Below are 25,394 nucleotides of genomic sequence, written 5' to 3' on the forward strand. Positions count from 1 at the left end.
ATGACTTCCAATATAACAAGCCCTGTTACCGGGTCAAATAACACCGTCTTAGAAAGAGAAATCCCATCTTCTCGGATAATAAGCGAGTATAAAAATGAGCTGAATATCGATGTTGCTAAATATTTTTCAGGAATCGATAAGATATGCATCTATAAATGCCTCGATACTGGGTATCGCTTTTATAGTCCGTCTAATATCTCTGGCGATGATGATTTTTACCAGCAATTAGAAAAGTTTCCATGGTATTACATGAATTGGAAGTGGGAACATGGAATAGCCTATGAAGTAATAAAGAGTGGCGACCGTGCTCTGGAGATCGGTTGCGCGCGAGGAAGTTTTATCGAAAAACTCCATGAAAAGGGAGTCCGGGCCGAAGGTCTGGAGATGAACGCCAACGCCTTGCGGATGTGCAAAGAAAAAAGCCTCGTGGTTTACCCTGACTCTATCGAGGCATTCTCAAAAAACAAAAGAAATGCATATGACATCATCTGTTCATTTCAAGTTTTGGAGCACGTCCCATTCGTAAAGAACTTTTTTTATTCCTCACTGCAAATTCTGAAACCCGGCGGACTCTTGATAGTGAGCGTACCGAATAATGACTGTTTACTCTTAGACGGTAAAGAATTAATAACAAATTTGCCCCCGCATCACATGGGAATGTGGAATCTAAATTCTCTATTAAAATTACAAAATTATTTCGATATGACTGTTCAGTCCATTCATCTTGAACCTCTTCAGAAATACCATTTCGGATTCGCAAAAAAACTTGCCGAAGTAGAAGTGAAAGACAAAATTCAAAAAAAATTTGGCATTTTTGCACCCATAGTAAACAGACTTGCTAACAGAATGATATTGCCCGTAGTTATTCCACTTTCAAAATATATCATTGGGCACTCTATTTTAGTGGTATACAAAAAAAACCCATGAACATCCTGGAAATAAATACCGTGGACAATATAGGCGGTGCCGCAAAAATTGCTTACTCCATCAAAAAAAAGATGGAAACTTTAGGGCATCATGTGAGCATGTTTGTAAAAATCAAAATCTCCGATGACAAAAATGTTTTTTTAATAAATCGACCAAGCAAATTATCATTCTGGGTACAAAAGATCACTGGCAAAGATATCATCGGATACATTTTTCGTAAAATTAGGCATCTTATCTCAGACGACATAGATTTTTTTTCATCCGATAACATTTTAAATACGGCAGCATTCAAAGAGGCTGACATCATCCATTGCCATAACCTACATGGTAATTATTTCAATTTGAACACGCTCAAAAAAATATGTTCAATAAAGCCTGTAATTTGGACTTTCCATGATATGTGGCCCATCACCGCACATTGCGCCCATGCATATGCGTGTCCGGTTCGTGATGGGTTTTACGAGTGTCCGAGCCTGCTCGAATATCAGAGTCTTGCGTGGCATAATGAAAAATACCTCCGATATAAAAAGAGAAAAATATATGGGAGTTCCGATTTTCACATTGTTGTTCCGTGCAATTGGCTAAAAGACAAGGTTGAAAATACGATATTAAAGAATAAGCCACTCTCCGTGATACATAATGGAATTGATACTTCGATTTTTCGTCAACACGATAAAATGTCGATAAGACGAGAGTTGCATATTGCTATCGACAAAAAAATAGTGCTTTTCATAGCGGTAGGAAAAAATTCAGTTTTTAAGGGATTGAATTTTTTCCTGGCATCTGCGAGAGATTTGCGAGAAAACAACGACATTATTTTTATCTGCGTTGGCGGTAATGTTAATTCTAGCGATGAGAATTATCCCCCGAACATTATTAGCATTGATTACATTAAAGATAAAATGACGCTGGCGAAATATTACTCCGCCTCCGACGTTTTGTTATTTCCTTCATTGGCAGAAAATTTTCCTTTGACAGTTCTGGAGGCTATGAGTTGCGGATTACCTGTAGTAAGCTTCGATACAGGAGGCATCAGGGAAGTCATAACTCACGGCCATAACGGCTATATCGCTAAATATTCAGACAACTCGGACTTGATTCGGGGAATTAAGCACATTTTTAATCTTAGTCACGATGAGCATGAGGCAATGTCCAAATTATCCAGAGAAAAAGTATCAAGTATGTTTTCAGAAGATTTAATGGTTAAACATTATATTAATCTTTACGAGAAAAAACTCGTTGAGTATAAGACAAAAGCCAAATATGACTAATCTGAGAAAATACCTAAATAGGAAAATCGACAGTCTTAAGATTAAATTTTCACCGAATTCCCTTACCTCTCGACACAAGCAATCAGTTGGCAAATGGAAGAGAGACCGCGAAGAAGTAAAGAGATACTTATATGAACTCGGCAATGATTCTTTAGTCTTTGATTTGGGAGGATATGAAGGTCAGTGGAGCAGTGACCTCTATTCACGCTACCGTTGCAAAATCTTGATCTTTGAGCCAGTCAAAGATTTCGCGGAGAGAATAAAAAAAAGATTCAGCGCTAATCCAGATATTACCCTTTATCAATTTGGACTCTCAAATAAATCTGGAGAACTTAATATATCTCTCGACCACAATTCTTCCTCGGTTTTTACCGAAGGTTCTTCAAAGGAAAAAGTGAAGATGGTAAGAGCCAGAGAATTTTTCACGGAACATCATATCCACACGATTGACTTGATGAAAATTAATATTGAAGGGGGAGAGTACGATCTTCTTGATGATCTCATTGCGTCGAACATGATAGGGAACATTAAAAATATCCAAGTGCAATTTCACATATTCGTTCCTCATGCGGAAGAACGGATGAAGATGATACAGAAGGAACTGTCAAAATCGCACCACCTCTCCTATCAGTACCCTTTCGTATGGGAAAACTGGGAAAAAAACCAACTCTCATGATCATCACTCAATTCAAGGGCAGAATAGGAAATCAACTATTTCAATACGCGGCCGCCAAAAAATTCGCGATTGATGGAGAAACCGATCTAAAGTTCGATATGTCAAACTATGAGAGAGGTCCCGGCTACGTTCTGGATTATTTTCACATCCCTCAAAACATAGCCACAGAGAAAGAAATCAACAAGTTTAAAGGAAAAAAACTTTCTTCATACTTCGATAAGTTTTTGCCTCACTATAAAAGAAAACTTGTGCACGAAAGAAACGGCAGGTTTGACAAGAAACTTGTTGGACTAAAGAGAAAAGACATGTATGTTCGTGGTTATTTTCAAAGTGAAAAATATTTCAAGCCGATAGAAAATATTATCCGCCAAGAATTTAAGCTAAAAAAAATTGATGAGGAAAAATTGAGTCCTTTTTTATCGCCTATTCATAAATCCAATTCAGTATCCCTTCATATCAGGCGAACCGACTTTCTCTCCGACAAGCACAAAAAAATATACGAGCAAATCCAATTGGATTACTACGATAAGGCAATTGGTAAAATCGGAGAGACCAATAATAAGCTTAATCTATTTATTTTTTCCGACGATATTGAATGGGTCAAGGAAAATCTCAAAATCCCCCCCGGCATCCAAACGTACTTTGTATCGGGCAATGGACTTGCGGACCTGGAAGAATTTTTTCTCATGAGCCAGTGCAGGCACAATATTACAGCAAACAGCACATTTAGCTGGTGGGCCGCTTGGCTCAATGAATATCCAAATAAAATAGTAATCACTCCAAAAAAATGGTTCGTGGAAGAAAATATGGGAGAAGCTGATCTAATACCGCCAGAATGGATAAAGATATGACTAAACCGAAAATAACGGTTCTGATGCCAGTCTACAACGGCGAGACATACCTAGGAGATGCGATCGAGAGCATCCTTGGTCAGACATATCTCAATTTTGAATTTCTAATTATTGACGATGGCTCAACTGATCGTTCGGCAGAGATAATACGGTCGTATATCGACCCTCGCATCTTTGTTTTGTCTAATGCTGAAAATCGCGGACTCGTCTATAGTTTGAATCGCGGGCTCCAAAACGCAAAAGGTAAATATGTTGCACGCATGGATAGTGACGACATTTGCGTACCCGAGCGCCTCGAAAAACAGATAACATTCATGGAAAAACATCCGGACATTGGGATATGCGGCACATGGATAAAAACTATCGGAGAAAAAGGCGGATACACTCATAAATACCTTACTGACCATGATGATATAAAAGCAAATTTGCTGTTTAACACCTCTTTTGCGCATCCGACAGTCATGATTAGAAAGTCTGTATTGGAAGAGAATGATTTACGTTATGATGAGGCAGACAAATTCTACTTTGAGGACTACAGTCTATGGATAAAGATGTCGCGAGTAACCAAAATAGCCAACATTCCTGAAGTGCTTCTCTTATATCGTGTTCACAAAAAGAGTAGTAGCCAGATAAATGCACTTCAAAACAGATTTGGAGCAGACAATTTGAGGCGAGAGCAACTCCTCGCCTTGGGTATGAATCCGTCTCCCGAAGAGGTTATCCTGCATAATTCTCTGTGGGGAAAAGAACAAGAAAGTATTGCGGATTTTTTAAAAAAAGAAGAAGCATGGTTATTAAAAATACTGTTGGCGAACAAAAAGACTCTGATGTATTCACAATCATCGCTTGAAAAGGTGATTTTTAAGCGTTGGAGAACGATATGCGGGTTCAATACTTCAGATGGCTTGGCTGTTTGGAAGAAATTTATCGCGTCACCGCTCTATGATTTTGGGGGTAAGAAAAGATACATTGATTCGCTGAAAATATTCTTAAAGAGTCTGATTAGGAAATGATTGACCCTTTACGAGAGAAGCGACAGCTCTCGCTTTTGCCTCCCACGTAAAATTCCCAATATCGAAAACATTTTTTTTCCTTGAACGGAGAGCGGTTTCCAAGGCCCTCGTCAGAGATTCTGGGTCACCTGGAACAAATGGCGTACCGAAATTTTTTAAAACCTCACCAATGATTTCCAAATCCGAATAGACTATAGGTGTGCCACTCGCCATATATTCATAGACCTTCATCGGGAATCCATAGTCGGCAAAATGAGGAGTATCGGGATACGGTATGACGAGGACATCCAATGCCTTTTCGTAGAGAGCTACTTTCTCATATTCTTGCCGGGAAACGAAAAGGCATCTGTCTTGAACCCCTTGTGACTCTGCGTACTCCAAGTATTCTTTGATTTCTTCGCCCGTTCCTCCGACGAAAACGTAAGTTATCGGCATTTTTGCAAAGCGAATGCTCTCTATCATCGTCCCTATTCCCTTTTCCATTCCAATAGTTTTAAACAGCCCTACATAACCCACAAGAAAACCGTCAACGGGCAGATGCAGTTCTCTTCTCAAATCCGCCTGGGCTCTCGATTCTATTGCCTTGAATAGATTTGGGTCAACTCCTCCACGAACAGTGAATATTTTTTTCGCGACCATCGGAAACTTGGATGTAATAATATTTCTAAGCCTGTCCGATGTCGTGACGAGAATATCGCTCCCCTTTGCTACAAGACTATCCTTCCAGGAATCTGTCATCATGTGCCAATCGGAGCAGATTTTATATTTAAAGCGAAGTATCCTTTTTACCCAGACGAGTACAGTAATCAAATTGAAATCATTTGCTATAAAGACACAGTCCTTTTGATTTCCCGAAAAACGAAAACGTATGAGCCAGAAAAGAAAAGAGAGCGTGGTGCTTCCTTTCGCGAGCAATTCTATAGTCGGTATCCCCAAAAGGTCGGCACCCCGTCGGTTCACGATAAGCTGAAAATCAGAACCAGTTGTAATAAAACCTTTGGACAATTCTCTGATGTAGATGTGGTCAGCAGTAGTCGCGGGATATGACTTGGCTGTGGTGTAAAATATGCGCATGACATTATTTTTTCGCCTCAAAATAGTAGCCTAGTGGCATAAATTTTTGCGACATCTTGTTATTTGGTTTGATAAAAGCGAGAGTGCGGTCGCAAATTCTGAAAAGTGGCATTACCAATCGAGCCAACCAGTTCCAACGAATAAACCCGAGCAAATTATGATATATGACGCTGAAAGCCCCGCTTCCCAATTCTGCAACTGTGATGGAGGTAAAACCCGCATCAGAAAAAATCCTTTCCAATGCCGAACGAGTATATCGAAAATAATCATTTGGAGACCCGTGAACATTAAACATAAAGGGAACTACCCCCGCCACCATGCCGTTGCTCTTCAAAACCCTGTGAGATTCTGATACCGCAGATTTGTAATCATAAAGATGCTCCAAAAGATTCACAAATAATACGCAGTCAAATGAAGAGTCGGGATAGGGCCATTTTTTTTGCGCATCGAATTGGACGTCAATACCATAGGATGGGTCAATATTCCCAGTTATGATCGTATGACTGCCACCGATAAGCTCGTGGTAACCTGACTTTTTCGAACCTCCGACATCCAAAATCTTGCCATTTATGTGAAGATTAGCCAAAGCTCGTAATTCCTCAACTCTTAAAAATGATTTTGTTTTCATATCACCTCTTTAATCCGATTTCTTCCTCAAAACAAGAAAATACTCCCGTCGGAAAATTGGAGTGAAGTGTCCAAGAGTGAAAGATAAGAAATACGCCACCTTGCTCTTGAACATATCGCCAATATAGAAAAGTCCCACAGGTTCAAAATTCCTGATACCCTCGAATTCTTCTCGACTCTCTGGCCGCAAAAGCTTCAGCACTGCCGCCGGAGGATACGGCCTCACATGGCCAAATGTATCCCAAAATTTCCTAGTCTCAACTTCTGAACTTAAGACCAAACAACCACCAAGCTTGAGAACACGAGCGGTCTCATTGAGCATTGCATTAGCTGTAGTTGAATTGAGATGTTCTATCACGTTATGACAATGGGCCATTTCAAATTCCCCATCTTCAAATGGTATCGCCTGACCTGTAGCTGAAATCACTTTGAACCCTTGTCCCTTGAGCTTTTCGATGACTCGACGATTTGGATCAAAGCCAGTGATAAGCTCCTTGTCATGCTTAAGAAATTCACCTTCACCGCACCCTACATCGAGCGTTTTTTTGCCCTTGAAATAGAATTCGTAAATAAAACTCTTCCCAGCCAATCGGGACTGAAGCATGTTCCAGTAGCTAGGAGCATAATTTTTTTTCATATAATTTGTTTTGATATCTTTACACCGAGATGTTCCAAACTATGATTTTCTTCCACAAAATATCGAAGTCTTTTGCCATAGACATCTCGGTCAAAATGAGAAAGAGTCAAGAAACGCGAGAGCTGACGGGTCAAATCTTCAGTATCGTTTTCAATAAATATATGTTCTGGATCCAACTGCAAAGCTAGATCCATATTGCATGTAAGCGCAACTGTCTCGCACGCCATTGCTTCAAAGATCGTCTTATCGAGCATACCACTTATACTAAGATTAACAAATATATCATAGCGTGAAAATACCTCGGGAGCTTCATTATTCGGAATGCCGGCATGCAATGTTACTGAATCATCGAGTCCGAGTTCTTTGACTCGTGTCTTCAGATTTTCAAGATACTGAACATCTTTAGCCAGTGCGTCTCCATATATTGAGGCGGTAAATTGTATGCCTTGCTTGCCCAAGAGACCGATTGCCTCAACAAATAAATGAATCCTTTTTGAAGGTGAAATGCGCCCGAGGGATAGAATTGAGCGAGGAATGCGAGACACTTTTGGATCTGGTTTGAAATAATCGGTATCGACACCTACAGGCATCAAGACAGTTTTCTTGTATTTCGCGGTGTAGGAATATTTAGACGTGCAGAATACTTTGTTGCAAAAAAAAGCGGCGATATCAGTCATGATACTCCCAGCATAGTGGTTTCTCCACATGAATATCTTTTTACCCCACATCTTAAAGAGAGGCCCTCCCAGAATTGAGTACTCCTGATTTTGGTGGATAAAGACCCTGTCATAGTGCGCGCGCTCTCGCCAGATATATCTGTAGAATTTACGGATATACTTAATCCTCGATGGAAACGATTCCTTGCCGAGCGAGAGCACACGGACATTCGGAGGTAAAGAATGCCTGCCTTCATAAAGACAAATAACGATAACCTGTTCAAAATGCTTCGCCAATTCTGCAATCCATCGATGAAAGAAGCTAAACACGGAGTCATCGAGGTCTACTTTTTGAGCAAGGATAAGAAGATTCATTTTATTTTTTGTGATTATCAACTGCTGATTGCCAGGATGCAAGTAACAAGCCGTCGTTTTCTGATTTGCTCATGTAGGACAATGCATCCCGATTCGCATTCGCCCCCATGTCGCGGGCAAACTGTCTGTCGGAATAATAACGCGTGAGTGCATTGGAAATAGCAACGGGGTCACGAACCGGCACCACCAAACCATTTTTCTCATGAACGAGAAATTCGCCCGCGCATCCGACATCGGTCATGATAATCGGCTTCCCGAGTGATGCCGCTTCTATTACAGTCATTCCCCACCCTTCATAATCAGATGACAATAGGAATGCGTCGCAACTCTTCATGCAGGAGGCAAAATCGCCAACCCATGCTCCAACGATTATAGAGCTCTCCAGACCTTTTGCGTTGACGATTCCTTTGATCTCATTTTGGAGTGGTCCGCTACCTGCGATTACCAATCCCGCATTCTGATGATTTTTTCTGAATTGTTCGAAAGCCTCGATCGCCAGAGGAATATTTTTCTGCTCAACGAATCGGCAGGCAATCAGCACAATAAAATCAAATCTGGGGAATGATGAGTGCAGATCGACGGTCACTGGGGTGTTCTGTAACTTCCTAGCTTCAACAAAGATAGGAGCGATGATGATTTTGTACACCGGAATACGAAGCTCTTTCACCATATAGTCGGCGATCTTTTTTGATACCACTCGGATCGAATTGGCGCGACGAAGTACGAACGGAGCGATCTTCGCTTGGATGTTTTGGCGCCACGACTCGGACCTGAAATACGAGCTAAAAAAATCAATATGCACATGGACATTGAGTGGCCTTCTCGAAATCAGCGATGCGACCCAACCAATCACGCCGAGCTCGAAAGGATCCTGGGTCATTATAACGGTCTCGGGTGTACTATAATTTCTCGAACGATATACCGCCTTCAATGTAGAGATTAGTTTGTTTCCGGACACCGCATGGACACGTACATTATTTTTTAGAATGACCTCGGCCTCTGCTCCCGCTCCGAGGAGAATGATTTCTATCCCGTCGACTAGTGCACCAAATCGCTCCATGCGCAATCGCACGGTACTGCTTTCCTGCAACAGGTTACGGTCGATCGAAATTATTATCAATTTCATTTTATTTCGCATCTAATGAGACACCACCAGCCACACACCGATTAAAGATTTCTTCCAGTAGATCGACCATCCACGCACGAGAAAACTTTTCCGCTTTTGTCTGGGCATTTTTTGAGAGCATCCCAGCATATCCCGGATCAGTCGAGATCCGTTCGACAAAATCCGCAAATGCCGCATCATCCCGAGGATCTATGAGAACTCCGTCTTTCCCGTCCTCGATAATTTCCGGCAAGCTGCCGATATTCGTGGCAATAACCGGAATCCCGACATGCATTGCCTCGATGACCTGGAATGAGAAACTTTCGAACGTTGAAAGTAACGCAAAAATATGGGCGCGGTAAATGCTGGCGAAAAGTTCTTTGCGTGGCATATTTCCAATGAAGTCTACCCTATCTCCTACTCCACACTTTTGTACAAGCTCCTTCAAGCGAGCCTCATCGGGCCCCTCGCCAGCGATAAGAAGGCGCCAACCTTGCAAACGTGACAAGAGACTGATCAGGGTATCAAAGCCCTTCCATGGCACCAATCGTCCTGCAGTGATGATCGTTTTTTGAGGAAACTTTGCATCTTTTTTGAACTCGAATGCGAGGTCAATTCCATTATAGACGGTTACGACTTCCTTAATTCCATTACTCCAATCGCTCACAACATCGCTAAAATATCTGCTGGGAGCAATTACGACATCTGCATGTCGAACCGAAAATTTCTGAAGCCACCGCAAGAACTCCACAGAGCTTCCATATCTTTTATTTTGGAATTCATCTATATCGTCTTTGACACCATATCGTTGTCGCGACTGCTCCCATGCATAGTCGCCAGCGACTCGCAAAACAAGTTTTTTGCGGGTAAGCGATGCCGCCAAGAGTGCCGGAATTCCGGTGCTGACCGGATCCTGGGTGAAGATTATCTCTGCGCCTGACGAACTAGAAATTATTTTAAAAAAATAGACGATGTGTCGGAGAACCTTCGGGTATTTGCGAACCATTCTAAAAGGTAGGACGTCGACTTCAATCCCTCTCTTCGGCAATTCTTCCGAGAGAATCCGCGCGTATGTGGCCGGCCCGCCAATTTCGGGAGGATAGATGCCGGTGGCGATAAGAATTTTCATGAGATAAGTGTAGCATCCTGTGGCTGATTTTGGTAAATTTTCATGCCCTACTAGTATAATTTTTCCTTCCAGGTTTTGGGGGTAAGTTTGTGGGAAAGCTCTAATTCGCTCAAGTACACGAACTTTTGCGGACCCATTTCCTTTGCCCATTCAATCATGTTTCGCACACCTCCCCTAAGATCCGTCTCCGACTTGAACCCCAGAAACTTTCTTGCTTCGTCGTGATTACAATATGCGTATTTTACCTCATAGGGCCGGTCCGGGAGATGGAGGGGCTTGCATTTTGAAGGAATTTTCTTCCCTTCAAAAAATTCTTCGAGAACTACATCGCTCAATGTGTTGAGCGTTACCGGTTTATCAGAACCCAAATTAAAAACCTTTCCTTCGCACGAAGACAAAAATGCCGACTTTGCCATGTAGGGTATCACATCCTCAATCGCAGAATAAGCCCTTTTCTGATTACCACCGTAAATGTAATAGGGCTTCCCGTGAAGAAGCTGATTGATAAAAATTCCAATCACGTTTCGATACGGGTCGGAAAGATTTTGCCTAGAACCATACACATTGTGCGGACGAATGATTACATATGAAAAACCGTACACTTTTGAGAGCGAGCGAGTGACGGACTCCATGGCGTATTTAGAAATTCCGTACACGCTCTCCGGCCGAGGCAAAACATTTTCCCGAAAAGGCACTTGTCCTTCTCCATAGACACTCATCGAGCTCGTCAATATCATTTTCTTAAGATTGTGCCTTATCGCGGGAACGAGGAGATTCAAATAGCTCGAGTAGTTTCGGTCAGAAGCCGAAAAAGGCGTGAACTGGCTCCTGCCTTCGTGAGCGTCAGCCGCAAGGTGGAAAATTATCTCCGGTTTGAGCTTCTCTATTACTTTTCTCGTTGCATTTCTGTCACGCAGGTCGAGCTTAATGAACCTTTTTTTGTCCGAAACATTTCTCATGAATCCTCCAGACAAATCATCAACCCCATACACATCGTGCCCTTCCTCCAAAAGCAAATCGAAAAGGTGGCTCCCCATAAAGCCCGCTGAACCGGTGACAAGAATTCTGTTTTTTTTAGTCTTCATCCCACTTTTGACTTATTCTTCCTCTTTACTTTTTACTTTAAGTCGAAAATTTTATTTAGCTTCGCTATAAAAATCTTTCGACATGATTTTTGTGGTGCAAAAATCAACTTCTCACTTACTCCCCATACACTTCCCTCAAAAGTTCAATATCTTTCGCCGTGCTTTTCAAAAGTTCTATATTCTTTTTTTCCAATTCTCGAAGCACTCTGCCACTTTGAACACTTTTCATAGTATCGTCATGAAAGCTGGCAAACGCCGAAAAATCTTTGATGAAACAATGTCCTCCCGCGCCCCTTCCCTTGCCATGAATAGGGTCGAGGTGACTCTCACCAATGCGCGGGTCTTTTCCCATCGCTTCCTGAATTACCTTCCATGAAATTCCGAGCTCTCGCGCTAAATCGTACAAAATATTCGTGTACACCACTTTCGTAAAGAGAAAACAATTTCCCGCATACTTGATAAACTCCGCTTCTCTTGCGCTACAAATTGTAGAGTATGGCGCTTGGGGCAATACCGAAAGCACCTTCCTCGCAACAGCTCTCCCCGCCTTTGTGTCTTTTGGAATTCCCACAATATTTCTCCTCGGGTTTTCCGCGTCAAACGCCGCAGACACTTCCCTTAAAAATTCAGGTGAATGGACAATTGAAATACGGGGAAACTTTTTTTGCAACGCCTCTGTGCGCCCGGGCAACAAGCTCGATTTAATGACTGCGATTTTCCCCTGTCCCACCAAGGGTAAAACGGACTGGACAATAGAGTCACTGAAACCTTTAGGAGTGGTCGGAGTCGGAACGGCAATAAACACTATGTCGCACTTCCCTATTTCTTTTTTATTACCGATATAAGGCTCTTCTTTTGCATAACGAACCACTTCATATCCCCTTTTTTCAAAATCGTCCGCGTAGTGCTTTCCAATCCAGCCTTGCCCGATAAAGCCGATGGCGAGGCCTTTTTTCGTTTTCATAAGTCATTATAGTATAGCAAAACCCGCGTTTTAACCAGATGTGAGAGATTTATTCCTGATTCATTTTGTAAATAATGTATCGCATGAGACGGTGGAAAACAAAGCCCGCTCCGAGAAAAAGAATTGTGAAGAAAATGATTTTAAATTCGTAGTGCCGAATTTTTCCCAAGAAGGTTTCGAGCAAAGCGCCAAATTCGTAGCCGACGAACCCTATCCCTATTGCCCAAATAATTGAGCCTGCCGCATCCCAGAGTATAAACACGCGAGTGGGAAGCGATGACATACCTAGCGAAAAAGGGATAACATGCCGAAAACCGTACATAAATCGCATACCGAAGGCAATGAGGATGCGGTGTTTTTCGATGAGCTTTCTCGGCTTCACCATTCTATTTTTTATTCTTGGATAGACATTTATTATTCTTTCGCCACGGTATTTCCCAAGAAGAAACAGCGAAAGATCCCCGACAAACGCGCCGAGAAACGCAAAAAGAAAAACTAAGGACAGTGACAGATATCCTTCTTGCGAAGCCAGGCCTCCGAGCACAAGAACAGTCTCGCCCTCAAATACTGCGCCCAAAAAAACAGCGAGGTATCCGTAGGTTGCTATTAGCGTGGCGAGGGTCATATAAGTTGCTACGAAATACGAAAAAAAAGGAAATTGGCAGAATCTGATTCTGTCATCCCCGCGAAGGCGGGGATCCAGATTAATCTAGATTCCCGTCTCCACGGGAATGACAAAAAAATCATAAATGCTTATTTTTCCGAAACAGAAACTTTTTTTATTACGACATCGGAAATAGGCTTGTCAGCAGAACCAGTTTCCACTTTTCCGATTGCGTCAACAACATCCTGCCCTGAAACAACTTTTCCGAAAATCGTGTAGAGGTTGGGCAAGGGATAGTCGGCGAGCATGATAAAAAATTGACTGCCGTTCGTATTTGCGCCAGCGTTCGCCATCGCCACCACGCCTTTTTTATACCCATTTTTGAACGATTCAGACAGAGGATTTAGTTCATCCGCAAATTTGTAGCCGGGACCGCCTCTGCCTGTACCCGTCGGATCTCCTCCCTGAATCATGAACCCAGGGATCACGCGATGAAAAATTACATTTTCATAGTATCCCCTTCCGGCCAAATCAATAAAATTTGCCACTGTCTTCGGGGCATCCTTGTCGTATGTCTCAAATACTATTTTTCCGAAATTGGTTTCTAGAGTTATCATATGCATAAAATTGTTAACAGTTTTTAATGAGCTTGCGCTCGTTGTGGCCTGCCCGTCTGATAGGGCCTGCCCGTCTGATAGGGCTTGCCCGGTCCCTAAAACGCTCTCTGCGGGCTTTTGCATTTCTGACACATCTGGAGCACGATATCCTTCGCTCACTGAATTCTGTATCTTGATATCTTCTTTCACCCCGCCGTTTAGAGAGACGAAAAAAATAATCGCGGCAATAACCGCCACTCCGATACCTATTGAAATAATGGCATTTTTACTCATCTTTTTACTTTTCTAGAATATCCATCATAGTGTAGCAAAAAAGAAGAAAATAGAAAAATGTTGTTACTTTTCCTTGATTATAGAATAGAGCACATCTTCCATTTCAAAAAACTCTTTCGAGCGGGCGTCGCGCGGACGGGCAAGTACGTTCTCGACGATTTTTTTAATTCCACCCGGGTGATGTGTCAAAACAGCAATCCTATCGGCAAGCTCAATAGCTTCAGTGATATTATGACTCACCATAACAACCGTAGTATCGCGAGCTCTCCACAATTGAAGCAGTTCGAGTCGAAGCTCTTTTGCGGTAAAGAAATCGAGCTCGGAGAAAGGCTCGTCCAAAAAAATGAGCTTTGGCTCGGTGATAAAAGCGCGGGCAAGTCCAACCCTCTGCTTCATTCCTCCGGAAAGTTCGCGCGGAAATGCCCTCGTGAATTTTTCAAGATTAAATTCTTTGAGCTCCTTTCTCACCATTTCATCTCTCTTCGATATCGCGATACCCCGTCCAATGAGGCCGATCTCGATATTCTCTGCCACGGTGAGCCACGGGAGAAGCGCGGAATCTTGAAATACAAAATTGATGTCGCGGGGTGTAAGCCCTTCATAAGAAACAGAACCCGAGGTTTGCGCTTCGAGCTTGCTCATGATGCGAAGCAGAGTGGATTTCCCGGAGCCAGACGGCCCGAGCAGGACGAAAAATTCTCCTCTTGTTATGTCGAGCGAAATTTGAGAAAGCACATGGACTTCGCGCCGACCGCGGTCTTTGAATGTTTTGCTGATGTTTTCTGTTTTAATGATGGTGTTCATTTTGTTTATCACTGATGGCTTCCGTGCTACTCCTCTGTAATGTGATGACTCCAATCAAGAAGGGGTAGCCAGATAATCTTATTAATTGCAAAAATAACCGTCAAAAACACTATGATTCCAAGAAGGGTTACCTCGGCATTCCCTCCGAATGAATTGAAGAAATTACCCAGCCCCGAACGCGTCCCCACGATTATTTCCGTCGCCACCAAGGCCTCCCAACCATCGCCCAAGCCGATGATGGTTCCTGTCACGAGAGCCGGTGTTGTAACCGGTATCAAAAAGAGCCTCATATAATCAAACCTGCGAATGCCCGAAAGAGACACTACTTCCACCCAGTCGTGACGCAACTGTCGGAGAGAGCTCAAGATGGAGAAAAAAATTGGCCAGATTATCGACAAAATCAAAAAGAAAATTACCGTGCTTCCCTTTGCTCCGAGATAGAGAACAGCGATGGGGAGCGCGGCGGAAGTCGGAAAACTTTGAAGCAGGTCGAAAACCGGAAGCGCAACCGTTCCTCGCCTGCCTTTATAAAAAAGAACCGCCAACGTCCAGCCTAAGATAATCGAAACCAAAGCGGCAATACCTATCCTCCACAATGAAACGGAAAGATTCGCAAGAACGCTCGGCAAAGTTATGTTCGCAACATACGAAAAAAAGAGCAGAGTAAAAAACGGGATAAGCAAAATTCCCAAAATAGCTACAATATGCTTTCGAGATCTCGCGGTTGAGAAAGGATGATATGTTCGCGTACTTCGCATAGATAATAATTATTGTATCATAACTTTTTTTTCCTCGTATTCTGCTCTCGATTGCAAACAGGCTCTTAGAAAATTTTAAAAAACGGACGGGCGAATCATTATGAAAATGCCGAAAGAGCTATAATGCCTCCGATCGCGAGAATTACCCCAATAATCTGATGGTGGCGCAATTTCTCCCGATTTACAAATATTCCAAGAAGAACAGCGAGAACAATGTAGCTCTCGCTTACTGCCATGGCAATAGAAATTGGAATAAACGTAGTCGAAAACGCATACGCAACCCATGCCCCGTTGTCCAAAATGCTCTGCCCGAGAATGAGCCTCGGGTGGGCTTTGAAATCCTTAAAGATAGTTTTAAATTCTCCTCGATACAAAAGATACAGCGCGCACACGAATGCAGCCAGTGTATGAGTAAACCAGATGGTCATAATCGGACTGATTCCCCTGCTCGAAATTCCAACAAGAAAAGTAGTGAGTCCAAGGGCAATTGCCGCAATACCAGCAAAGATAACTCCCTTTTCGAATATTCTTTTGTGATACGCAAGATGTGTGTGGTGAATGGTGATTGCAAGAATAATTCCGATGAAAACAATCGCGATGAGCAGAATCTGGACAAGCGACAACTGTTCTCTTCCCAAAGTCATGGCCAAGCCAACCGTAATGGGGAGCTCGATGCCAAGCAGTGGTTCTACAATGGCCATCTTGCCCAGCCGTAGCCCTTCAAAATTGAAAATCGCCCCAAAGACGACCACAACGCCTATGAGGGTAAGGAAAATCAGACTGCTCCCGTCGAGTGCTGAAATTTCATTTACGACAAATGGAAAGAGCGCGATTGTGCCTATGATGCCGATGAAAAAAAGAGCCTTGGAGGAGCTTAGAGTTCGAACAGTTTTTTGAATAAAAAAATCTCCAAAACCCCAGCAAACAAGGGCGGTGAGCGCGAAAACGATTCCAGTTTGGTAGAAGGTCATGGAAAAAGTAAAAAGTGTAAAGTAAAATTATATCACGAAAAATCCAAACGTTTTTTAGTTTGATTTTAAGTTATTGACTCTAGTTCCCTCGCTTTAATAATTAACACCCAGTGTTAATTCATTAGTGACCATTTGGTGTTGAGTAATTCGAGACAATGTGATAGTTTGTGATTCAGATGTTCCTCCCAAAGCATCGCGACAAACGACAACAATTAAGCGGCCAGGAACCGTTTTCTTAGGCACGAAGCCTTTTTGTCAATTCCGATGGGAAAAAAGAAAAATACAGTATGAACACGCTTACATTGGCGACCCTTGCAAGAAAAAAAAAGCAAGATAGATCTATCCTCATCAAGATGGTGGGGAGATGGAACGAGAAAAACTTCCACTACGTCTTTGGAGATCCGATATTCTGCGCACTCGAGCTGAGGCCGATTCTTCTCGCAACCTTTCTCATTCCTATATTTGGATGGATTGTGGGGGGGGTTTTTTTGTATCCATTTCCGATTGCAATTATCCTTGTGGGTTTCCTTTCCACAACTCTCGGTTTGCTACTCGCGCCTCTCACCGCTTGGCTAGATGGCCGCCATCATCCGTTTCAACATCACATTTGGATGTGGCAGAGGGTCCAAAAGTTTTGCAGGTCGATATCGCTATTGGAGCAAAAGGCAGGAACGTTTAATCTTGATTGGTCAACCGAGAAGATTGCCAATACGGCCACGGCCATCCTAAAGGATAAGGCCAGAGAGGTGAAGACGGCTGAGCAAAAGCTTGCGGAATTCATTAAGACTCACGAAAATGATTTAACATGGGAAAGACCGTATTCTAAACCCAAGGAATCGGAATTGCGCGATGCTGAAAAAGCCAAGAGGGACGAATTCAAGCGCTTGTACCACAAATGGATGTTTCCTATTGCTGACATCTCTGAAAACCACGCGATGTTTTTTGAAGACATGCCTCAAGTTGTGCGAGCATAACTGCGATGGTCCGACGTCTGCATTTTCATCCCTGCGCATTCCGCGGGGATTTTATTTTGACAATTATGAAAATGCCAATATGAAATGAAGTTGCGAATAGTATGTAGAAAGTAGGCATTAGAAATTTTAGTCATTTCACGAAAAATCCGATGTTTTCCACAGATGCATTTTTTGTTTTTTGAAAAAAGATGGTAAGATTGTTCTCGGCATTCATTCTAATGTTTTGAATTGAGTGCAGATTTATCAGCAGAATTTTTTGCACTCATGAGTAAAATTCTTTTTGTTATTCTCGCGCCCATCTATGCGCCTATGGCACTTTTTTTAGGACTTACTTTTGATTGGTGGATGGAACTTTGGGATTAACGCAGTCTTATCAAGCGAACCTCTTTGTAGGGAATAAAATGTTTCTCGGCGTATTTCCAAGCCAAAAAAGCAGATTAGGTTGTTCTAACCAGCTTTTTAAACAATAAAATGACTACGACTAGGTGAGATGCTTGGAAACAAGCTTCGTCATTTCAAACATATTCACTACCGCCTTCCCTCCGAATACCTTTTTCAAAGCCTCGTCGGCAATGATGTTTCTCTTATTTTTCGGATCCTGAAGATTCTTGCTCTTGATGTAGACCCAGAGCTTCTTTACCACCTCGCTTCGAGGCATCGGCCCAGCACCTACCACCACAGCTAAATCGGCGCTCACCGTCATCGGCTTCATAAATGCGGAATTCACTTTTGCCATATATTATTTGCCCGTCAAAATTTTCTCAAAGAAAATGTTGACGAAAGTTATCTATTAATAAATCGTTACTTAAGTATAGCACTTATCTTAAAAAAGACACCAATGTACAGTTGCCCTTATAAGGTGATAGTCTTCATGAATCGGGATGACAACGGGTAACTAAAAAGTTATCCACATTCTAAGTCTATTCAGGTAATCACATCAATGATAAAATACTTTTATTAGTAGTAAGATAACGTACTATTTATGGAATCAAACGTGCAAAATGTAAATTTCACGCCATCCACTAAAAAAAGGAGGACTTGGCCTTTGATCGTAGGTATCTTAGGTGGCATTGTCCTTCTGATCGTTGTCATTATCGGGGGTGCTTTGTGGATGACAAACGCTTCTGCAAAGGTAGCCACGGATTTTATGAATTCCATCATCAGTCATAACATCACTCATGCATATGAGCTCGTTTCTCCTGAACTCAAAGAGGGCAAGGACGAGGCATCGTTTGAAGAATTTGTGCAAGGTGACTCAGTATTTTCTAAAGCCAATCATTATGAAATAAGTGGACGAGAAGTGCAGAATAATGTAGCCCAAATTACCGGGATCGTTAGCACTTCTGACGCTCAAACTTACGATATTAGTATTGTACTAGAAAAATCTAGCGGTAACTGGCTTGTCTCTGGGTGGGATATTAGGTGAGCCTAATAATTTTTCTTTTCACGATGTACGCACCATTGCCTCTTAATTTTAGTCCGAAGAAAAAGCGGGAGTTTGATAAAAAAACGATGAACTAAATAGTATAGCCTACTGCCCAAAGAATCATTCTGTATTGGGTAAAGATGTTAAGACTTTTCCCGAAATAGTCTGGCGGAGTTAATGAGTGGGAAAAAGTCGCTCACAAAGTTGTAAAATGCCGCCAATGCAGGACCGAGAACCCCGGTGAACACCAGCGCAAAGCCGATTACATTCGACGCAAACCAAATAATCATATCCCACCTAATAACCGACATAACTTTTCGGCTATAAGAAATCGTGTCCGGCAGGCGGGATAAATCATCGTTTAAAATCACCACGTCGGCGGCTTCTACCGACACGGCCGCTCCACCCGAACCCATTGCAATCCCTACATCTGCCCTAGCAAGAGCGGCAGCATCGTTTATTCCGTCGCCCACCATCGCCACAGGTCCCCCGCCAATAAGTTTTTCAAGTTCCCGAAGTTTTTCCTCCGGCTTCATTTCCGCGAGAACCTTGTCGATGCCGATCGCCCGAGCAATAGCGCCTGCAACCAATTTGTTGTCCCCTGTAAACATCTGGATATTATCCACGCCTAAACTCTGCAAATCAGCAATGCTCTCCCGCGCTTCAGGTCGGGGCATGTCACCCATTGAAAGGTATCCCCAGATTTTGCCGTTTCGAAATACAATCGCCCACGTTTTATCGCTCCCCTCAATCTTTTTCTTAATGCGAGACTTTTCCTCTTCGCTAAGAGCGATAGCAAGGTCAGAAATAATGCTGAAATCCCCAATCGCAATCGCCTCTCCCTTGACACGAGCCGTAACACCGCTTCCCTTATACACCTTGAATTCCTCGGGGTCGGGAAAATCGCTCCCATGTTTTATCGCTTCCTTAAAAATCGTCCTGCCGATAGGGTGCTCGGAAAACTTCTCTGTTACTCCTACCGCGCGCCAAAAATCGTCTGTGGAAATGCCCGGTTCGATCTCTATATCTTTAAGCTCAAACGAGCCATAGGTCAAAGTCCCGGTTTTATCGATAACAAGCGTCTTCAGTTTGCTTAATGTCTCTATCCACTCCCCTCCTTTCACAACCACACCGCGCTTGGCGGACCTGCCGAGAGCCGCCGTAATTGCAAGCGGTATGGCGACAGCCATGTCGTCGGCGCACGCTACCAAAAAAAGCGCGGCAGTCATCTCAATATTTCGAGTTATGACATAAGTGCCAATTCCCAGCGCGAGAACGATGGGAAGAAAAATCGTCGCAAATCTATCCGCCAATTGTTCCGAATGAGATTTCTTTTTCGCCGCATCGGCAACAAGCGCGGCCATGCGTTCAATCGTAGAATCTTTTCCGACCCGTGTCGCCCGAATTTTTATTAACCCCGATTCGTTGACCGTGGCGCTCAATACTTGATCGCCCACAACTTTCTCTACCGGCATTGATTCTCCGGTCACTGATGACTCATTTACAAGAGCTTTGCCAAATATCGTAATACCGTCCACGGGCACTCGGGACCCTTCTTTTATAAGGAGCGTATCCCCCATCGAAATAGCGTCAGTCGGAATCTCCTCGGTATCGGCTCCTTTTTCCCTTAGCGCAGTCTGCGGTTTTAATTTAAAGAGTTCCTCGAGGGTTCGCCGGGTGCGCGACTCCGTATAGGCATTCAACATTCGAGCAAAAGCAAGCATGAGAATAATAAACGTTGCGGAATTCACGTCGCCATAGGCGAATGCCGCGCAAATGGCAAAGATATTGAACGAATCGATGCTAATGCGCGCCTTAAGCGTCGACTGGACGGCACCAATGAGCGTAGGCAGAGCGCCTAAAACCACTACCGGCCACAAAAAGTAAATCGCGGGAGGAAATAGAATTTTCACCAAAAAGGCGATGACTATTGCAATCACCAAGGCAAAATCCATTTTCGTATTTACGTGCGCGTGGTTCATTGGGTGTTTCGCTCATTTGCATTATAGCAGAGGCAAAAAAGAAATCACACAAAATACAAAGGAGTCCCCCTTAAATAGCCCGACAGCAACCATGCAAAATAAAATAGTGCTCGTCCTATCCCCGTAGCAGAGCTAGCGGGGTATTCGGCGAGCGCATTTTATTTTGAAAACCCCTCGGTTTTCAACGCTCGCCGACTCGCTGCTTTCCGCCACGGGGAAACTCCCGTTTCCCCGACCCCCTTCCCAAACTCCGCATTCATCCCCGCAGCAGAGCTGTGGGGAATTCTGCGGATTTATTAAACGAATCCGGGAAAATAGTCAGTTTTGATTTTAGAGCGTTTGACACCGATGCCTCGGAGAATTGCTTTGTACGAAGTTACCATCGCCTGCGGTCCTGAAATATAAAACTTTCGCTCCAGAAAATCAGGGACTTCTCGTTTAACGGTTTGAGCAAAAAGCGCGGACAGCGCTTCCGGAGACAAGTGAACGCCGTCGTCGCTATATGAATAGACTGTTTTAATCCCGAGCTCCTTCTTTGCCCTTTCAAAAATATCCGAATATACGGCATCATTCGGAGTTTTATTGAAATACAAAAGAGTGATAGGGCGCGCCTCGCGGTTGTGAAGAAGATACTGAATCATACTCCGAAACGGAGTGACCCCTATTCCCCCAGCGATGAAGACAAGCTTTTTATTTTTATTCTTTGGCAAGGTAAAATCGCCCGCGATCTCGGAAGCCACGATAGACTTCCCTGTGCTCATCGCGAGCATGGCTTTTTTGAATGTGCTTCCCGGTTCATAGAATTTCACCCCGATGGAAAGTTCTCGCTCGGTCGGAGAGGACGCAAGAGTAAAAAAACGCCTCACGCTCCGGCTATCGGGATGCGAGTGCGCAAGTGTCCACTCCATGTACTGCCCCGGCCGAAACGAAACCGGCCTGTCTGACGCAAAAGCAAATTCATACACGTCTCGGGAAAGCCGAACTACTCGTTTCAGTTTCAAATTGAGCTTATATTTCGGGCTGACGAGATACGAAAATACATTTCCCACCAGAAGCGCGAGCTCGGGCGTGAAGTAGAAAGAACCGATGTTCACGTTCGGCAAAAACAGCAGGCCGACGAGAGCTCCGTAGAGTACACGCAATAATTTCGAGGGCGGAGTAGTCATCGGTTCCGTGAGCATAACCGTTGCAAAGAAAAACGTGGGAGCATAGAGCAACGCCTGACTTAAAGAACGCACGACATCAAGCCCTCTTCCAAAATAATAAAAGGCAATCCCCACAGTAAACACCCCTATGAAAGCAAACCACAAATCAAATCGTCGTATTTTCCGAACAATGAGAAGCCCCCCAATGAGCACAAACGGGACCATAGGAAGCGTCCCTATCCACCAACTAGCTGACAAGCCTAAAACAACGCTAGTAGCCGCCACACCGAAAGCGACGGGATTGAAAACATGCTTCTTTCGAATGGCTAAAATATATTTTGAGGCTATGGCAACTGCGGACGCCCAAAATGCGAGCGGAAGATATTGCATATCGATCCAAAGAGTAGGGGGACTTATAATCAAAGCAAGAATGAGCGCGGTTATCCACGTTGATTCAGGATTCGAAGGAACCTCGAACATCCGAGCAAAAATTTTGTTCACAATCCAAGAAACAGAAAAAATAAAAGCCACCGAGAAAACAAGAAAAATAGGGTTTACCGGAAACACGCCAAAAAATCCCATGATGAAGGCGACGAGCAAAAGAAAAGCAAGCTCGTACACCACGAGTCGGTACATCGTTATCCTATTTAATATTTTGTCGATTGCTTTTATCATCATGTATTTAAAAACCGGCAACGGTAAAATCCAAAAATCCGCTCGTCATAACAGCAATACCATTTTTGTCTATTGCATATCCTTCAAAGTCTGAAATACTTTCGATAAATTCAATCCCTCGATTGCCCATGGCAAACGCCGCAGTCGCAAAACGGTCCGCCTCGTATACGTCGGGTCCAATAACCGTCAAACTCACCATGTCGGTTTCCACCGATTTTCCAGAATGAGGATTATAGATATGCTTGCCTCGAATATACACTCCCGAAGTTGCCACGCCTCGGCCTTTAGGATACACCACTTTAACTATTTCATCACGATTGAATGGACTGCGGATACCGACGCTCCATTCTTTGCCCTCCTCATCGATACCTCGCGATTCAATGTCCCCTCCTACATCTACGAAGAAATTTTTACAGCCCATTTTTTTCAAGAGTTGTGCCGCATTTTTTATTGCCCAGCCTTTGACAATCCCCGAAGGGTCGTATGAGCCATCCGGTTTTTGTATGTCGAAATATCCAAGCGTTTCTTTTTTTGTTTTTTCAGAGAGAGTGAAAATTTCTTTCATTTCCTTGCTCAATTTTTCAGACGAAATTTCCCCCCTGTTAATTCTAGAAATTTCGCTATCATATTTGTAGGTGCTGAATTTTTCATCAACATGCTCGAGATAGTCGAACACGCGGTCAAAATATTCCTGACTTCCCGGAATGTCTGCAATGTTAACGGTTACTGGCATTCCCATTATGTCTCGAGTTTGTTTCATTATTTTTTAAATTTTTGCCTGTGCAAGAGCATATGCGAGAGATTGACGGAATGCGGCACTTATGTCGGTTGCCCCCGAAACAGTGCTCACTTTTGCGCTTTGCGCCTGTATCGCTTCGCTTACCAATCGGGGCATCGCACGGCTACTTATACTCCTCGATGTACTGCGGTCATTCGGATATTGAAGAAAAGATATGTCAGTAATTTTTCCTCCGGCAATAGTAACTGCCACCTCGACGTTTCCATAATACGCATCGGCAATACTGCCATTGTACGAACCATCAACATACTGGCCAGCTGGTTTTGGTTTTGGAATGATTATAGGAGTAGGTATTGGAGTCGGAATTGGGGTTGGAGTTGGAGAGAAAATAATTAAAGGTGTCGGCTTAGGTTTGGGTAATGGCTTTGGCGAAATGGAAGGAGAGACGGTGAGCGTGGGAATCGGTGTTGAAGGAGTAGTCGGCACAACTATGACTCCGTTGTCATTGACGCGAGAAAGCGGAATCGGGACGGTAACGACAAATGCAGGCGAGCTCGGATAAGCCAACGCCCGATACATTCCATATGCGGCAAAAGCTACAATAAATATTGCTGACGTAATGAATTTTCTCATAGGTATTTTTGTTTCGGGCCTAAAGCTTATGCCCTAGCTTTATACCTACTTATACGCACCGCCCGCGTATTTCTTTCACCTTACGTCCTTCTATTCTGATTCTCCAGAAGAAAATCTTCGGACGCCACTTGCCTCTATTTCGTCGTCATCTTCGCCAAAAGAAGGCCCGAAAACATATACCTTATCGCCGATTTTGAGAAGTGGAGAATCTGGAGGAAGAATAACCTTGCGCGTTCCGTCATCTTCATCATGGTCCTTGTCGTCATGAGAAATGACAATAGTGTTCCCTTCCTTAGAAACAACACTCCCCCGAAATATTCCTTTCTCAGCGTGCGACTCGCGAATACGTCCATACGCTCCTCCAATCAAAGGCAATACCCCTTCGTCTGCGCGGTTCAAAAGAATTCTATTGAGCGGAGTATAATTGGCAAGAACGCCCAAAATGGCACTCGACGCAAATATAAAAAGAAAGATCGGGAGGAGAGGAATCCGGTAGCCGAATTTGAATGCCTGCAAGAGCCATTCAAGCAGGAACAGGAGCGCAATACCTAGGAGAAAAAATGCCCACGGGAAAAGCGAGAGGAAAACAAGCGCGCCTTGCCCCCCAAAGCCGAGTAAGAAGTGCTGTCCGCTTTCCTGAATGCTGAAAAAGATGAAGCTCGCGAGAAAAATGGAGAGGAGGAGAACAAGCGCCGAAGTAAAAATAATGCCCGCTATGCGCACAGCAAAAAATGCTTTCGACTTCATATGCACTTTGCTCTTACGAACTTTATCGAGCACCATATTCTGAATATTCTGTTCTATATTTTTTTCACTCATTTTCTTTTTTGGGTAACAGCTTTTTAAGCGCCTCACGCGCCCGGGAAAGACGGATACCAACTGTGCCAATCGGTATATGCAAAATGTCACCTATCTCTTTGTAGCTGAAATTTTCGAAATAGTAGAGACCGATGATTTCTCGATAGGAAGACGAGAGCCCCAGCAGGCTCTTCTCTAGTAGTACGCGCATTTCCTCCGCTTCTTTCTCTTTTTCAAGCGGGTCCTCATATTCCGCATGGGACATCACTCGGTCAAGGTCGAAAAAGTATAATGGCTCTTTGGCTTTTTTTCGAATTACATCAACAAACGCATTGTGCGCAATGCGGTAAATCCAGGGCGAAAAACGACGTGTTGAATCGAAATCCTGTATATTTTGATACACCGTCACAAAAACATCCTGCACAACATCGCCCACATTATTTTCCTTTGAGAGAACCCTGCTTCCATACCGAAGCAACTTTCCTGTATAGCGTTCCATGAGAATAGCGAACGCCCGTTCATCCCCTTTCTGCACTTGTCTTGCAAGTTCTTCGTCCGAAGCAACATTATCCATACTCGTATTCTAAACCGAAAAAAAACTCACT

The 25,394-nt window shown here is 43.4% G+C and carries 27 protein-coding genes; 7 read left to right on the forward strand and 20 right to left on the reverse strand.

Translation table 11 applies throughout. The features are described from left to right. From ABI430_00595 to ABI430_00615, 5 genes are read left to right on the forward strand one after another with little or no spacing between them, the layout of a single operon-like run. On the forward strand, positions 1–927 hold the full coding sequence (locus ABI430_00595; protein ID MEO8637384.1) for a class I SAM-dependent methyltransferase: 927 nt from the start codon (positions 1–3) through the stop codon (positions 925–927). Then, a complete protein-coding gene (locus ABI430_00600; protein ID MEO8637385.1) occupies positions 924–2,198 on the forward strand; it encodes a glycosyltransferase in 1,275 nt (424 codons plus the stop codon). Before ABI430_00595 ends, ABI430_00600 begins: the two co-directional genes overlap by 4 nt. Next, on the forward strand, positions 2,191–2,874 hold the full coding sequence (locus ABI430_00605; GenBank protein ID MEO8637386.1) for an FkbM family methyltransferase: 684 nt from the start codon (positions 2,191–2,193) through the stop codon (positions 2,872–2,874). Before ABI430_00600 ends, ABI430_00605 begins: the two co-directional genes overlap by 8 nt. Continuing rightward, on the forward strand, positions 2,841–3,725 hold the full coding sequence (locus ABI430_00610; GenBank protein MEO8637387.1) for an alpha-1,2-fucosyltransferase: 885 nt from the start codon (positions 2,841–2,843) through the stop codon (positions 3,723–3,725). The genes ABI430_00605 and ABI430_00610 overlap by 34 nt, the downstream gene beginning before the upstream one ends. Continuing rightward, the gene (locus tag ABI430_00615; GenBank protein MEO8637388.1) at positions 3,722–4,738 is read left to right on the forward strand and encodes a glycosyltransferase; all 1,017 of its coding nucleotides are present in this window, start codon (positions 3,722–3,724) and stop codon (positions 4,736–4,738) included. Before ABI430_00610 ends, ABI430_00615 begins: the two co-directional genes overlap by 4 nt. On the opposite strand, the gene ABI430_00620 is transcribed toward ABI430_00615, so the two are convergent. The 13 genes from ABI430_00620 to ABI430_00680 form a co-directional block, all read right to left on the reverse strand. Continuing rightward, positions 4,715–5,812, reverse strand: a complete 1,098-nt coding sequence (locus tag ABI430_00620; protein ID MEO8637389.1) for a glycosyltransferase family 4 protein — start codon at positions 5,810–5,812, stop codon at positions 4,715–4,717. The two genes, ABI430_00615 and ABI430_00620, sit on opposite strands and share 24 nt — an antisense overlap. Before the next feature lie 4 nt (positions 5,813–5,816). After that, on the reverse strand, positions 5,817–6,440 hold the full coding sequence (locus ABI430_00625) for a methyltransferase domain-containing protein (GenBank protein ID MEO8637390.1): 624 nt from the start codon (positions 6,438–6,440) through the stop codon (positions 5,817–5,819). 9 nt (positions 6,441–6,449) lie between these two features. Next, a complete protein-coding gene (locus ABI430_00630) occupies positions 6,450–7,076 on the reverse strand; it encodes a class I SAM-dependent methyltransferase (GenBank protein MEO8637391.1) in 627 nt (208 codons plus the stop codon). Then, entirely contained in the window at positions 7,073–8,107 is a 1,035-nt protein-coding gene (locus tag ABI430_00635; protein ID MEO8637392.1) for a glycosyltransferase family 4 protein, read from the reverse strand. The genes ABI430_00630 and ABI430_00635 overlap by 4 nt, the downstream gene beginning before the upstream one ends. A 1-nt stretch (position 8,108) precedes the next feature. After that, the gene (locus tag ABI430_00640) at positions 8,109–9,233 is read right to left on the reverse strand and encodes a glycosyltransferase family 4 protein (GenBank protein ID MEO8637393.1); all 1,125 of its coding nucleotides are present in this window, start codon (positions 9,231–9,233) and stop codon (positions 8,109–8,111) included. A 1-nt stretch (position 9,234) separates the two neighbouring features. Then, positions 9,235–10,341: a glycosyltransferase family 4 protein gene (locus ABI430_00645; GenBank protein ID MEO8637394.1), complete on the reverse strand. Its 1,107-nt coding sequence runs from the start codon at positions 10,339–10,341 to the stop codon at positions 9,235–9,237. 50 nt (positions 10,342–10,391) lie between these two features. Beyond that, positions 10,392–11,426, reverse strand: coding sequence for an NAD-dependent epimerase/dehydratase family protein (locus tag ABI430_00650; GenBank protein MEO8637395.1), 1,035 nt, complete (start codon positions 11,424–11,426; stop codon positions 10,392–10,394). A gap of 115 nt (positions 11,427–11,541) precedes the next feature. Further along, positions 11,542–12,390, reverse strand: a complete 849-nt coding sequence (locus tag ABI430_00655) for a hypothetical protein (GenBank protein ID MEO8637396.1) — start codon at positions 12,388–12,390, stop codon at positions 11,542–11,544. Between the two features lie 49 nt (positions 12,391–12,439). Then, on the reverse strand, positions 12,440–13,015 hold the full coding sequence (locus ABI430_00660; GenBank protein ID MEO8637397.1) for a DedA family protein: 576 nt from the start codon (positions 13,013–13,015) through the stop codon (positions 12,440–12,442). Between the two features lie 128 nt (positions 13,016–13,143). Continuing rightward, positions 13,144–13,884, reverse strand: a complete 741-nt coding sequence (locus tag ABI430_00665) for a peptidylprolyl isomerase (protein ID MEO8637398.1) — start codon at positions 13,882–13,884, stop codon at positions 13,144–13,146. 63 nt (positions 13,885–13,947) lie between these two features. Beyond that, complete coding sequence (locus ABI430_00670) at positions 13,948–14,688, reverse strand: ABC transporter ATP-binding protein (protein MEO8637399.1); 741 nt, start codon at positions 14,686–14,688, stop codon at positions 13,948–13,950. A gap of 26 nt (positions 14,689–14,714) precedes the next feature. After that, complete coding sequence (locus tag ABI430_00675) at positions 14,715–15,446, reverse strand: ABC transporter permease subunit (GenBank protein MEO8637400.1); 732 nt, start codon at positions 15,444–15,446, stop codon at positions 14,715–14,717. Positions 15,447–15,544: 98 nt separating this feature from the next. Further along, the gene (locus ABI430_00680) at positions 15,545–16,417 is read right to left on the reverse strand and encodes an EamA family transporter (protein ID MEO8637401.1); all 873 of its coding nucleotides are present in this window, start codon (positions 16,415–16,417) and stop codon (positions 15,545–15,547) included. A 287-nt stretch (positions 16,418–16,704) separates the two neighbouring features. On the opposite strand from ABI430_00680, the gene ABI430_00685 reads away from it, so the two are divergent. Continuing rightward, on the forward strand, positions 16,705–17,391 hold the full coding sequence (locus ABI430_00685) for a hypothetical protein (protein MEO8637402.1): 687 nt from the start codon (positions 16,705–16,707) through the stop codon (positions 17,389–17,391). 481 nt (positions 17,392–17,872) lie between these two features. Here the strand turns inward: ABI430_00685 and ABI430_00690 are convergent, their stop codons facing one another. Next, on the reverse strand, positions 17,873–18,127 hold the full coding sequence (locus ABI430_00690) for an SWIB/MDM2 domain-containing protein (protein ID MEO8637403.1): 255 nt from the start codon (positions 18,125–18,127) through the stop codon (positions 17,873–17,875). Positions 18,128–18,373: 246 nt separating this feature from the next. On the opposite strand from ABI430_00690, the gene ABI430_00695 reads away from it, so the two are divergent. Then, entirely contained in the window at positions 18,374–18,817 is a 444-nt protein-coding gene (locus ABI430_00695; GenBank protein MEO8637404.1) for a hypothetical protein, read from the forward strand. 143 nt (positions 18,818–18,960) lie between these two features. Here ABI430_00695 and ABI430_00700 read toward each other — a convergent pair whose 3' ends face one another. The 6 genes from ABI430_00700 to ABI430_00725 form a co-directional block, all read right to left on the reverse strand. Next, a complete protein-coding gene (locus ABI430_00700; protein MEO8637405.1) occupies positions 18,961–20,799 on the reverse strand; it encodes a cation-translocating P-type ATPase in 1,839 nt (612 codons plus the stop codon). A gap of 296 nt (positions 20,800–21,095) precedes the next feature. Beyond that, positions 21,096–22,622 carry an oxidoreductase gene (locus tag ABI430_00705; GenBank protein MEO8637406.1) on the reverse strand — a complete coding sequence of 509 codons (1,527 nt, stop codon included), beginning with the start codon at positions 22,620–22,622 and terminating at the stop codon, positions 21,096–21,098. Between the two features lie 4 nt (positions 22,623–22,626). Further along, positions 22,627–23,379: an FAD:protein FMN transferase gene (locus ABI430_00710; protein ID MEO8637407.1), complete on the reverse strand. Its 753-nt coding sequence runs from the start codon at positions 23,377–23,379 to the stop codon at positions 22,627–22,629. 6 nt (positions 23,380–23,385) lie between these two features. After that, positions 23,386–23,991: an FMN-binding protein gene (locus ABI430_00715; protein ID MEO8637408.1), complete on the reverse strand. Its 606-nt coding sequence runs from the start codon at positions 23,989–23,991 to the stop codon at positions 23,386–23,388. Positions 23,992–24,081: 90 nt separating this feature from the next. Next, on the reverse strand, positions 24,082–24,810 hold the full coding sequence (locus ABI430_00720) for a hypothetical protein (protein ID MEO8637409.1): 729 nt from the start codon (positions 24,808–24,810) through the stop codon (positions 24,082–24,084). Next, positions 24,803–25,363: a sigma-70 family RNA polymerase sigma factor gene (locus tag ABI430_00725; GenBank protein ID MEO8637410.1), complete on the reverse strand. Its 561-nt coding sequence runs from the start codon at positions 25,361–25,363 to the stop codon at positions 24,803–24,805. Before ABI430_00725 ends, ABI430_00720 begins: the two co-directional genes overlap by 8 nt. Between the last annotated feature and the right edge of the window lie 31 nt (positions 25,364–25,394).

The sequence above is a fragment of the Candidatus Taylorbacteria bacterium genome (genome assembly GCA_039934295.1).
Classification (GTDB): domain Bacteria; phylum Patescibacteriota; class Minisyncoccia; order Phycocordibacterales; family HO2-43-120; genus HO2-43-120.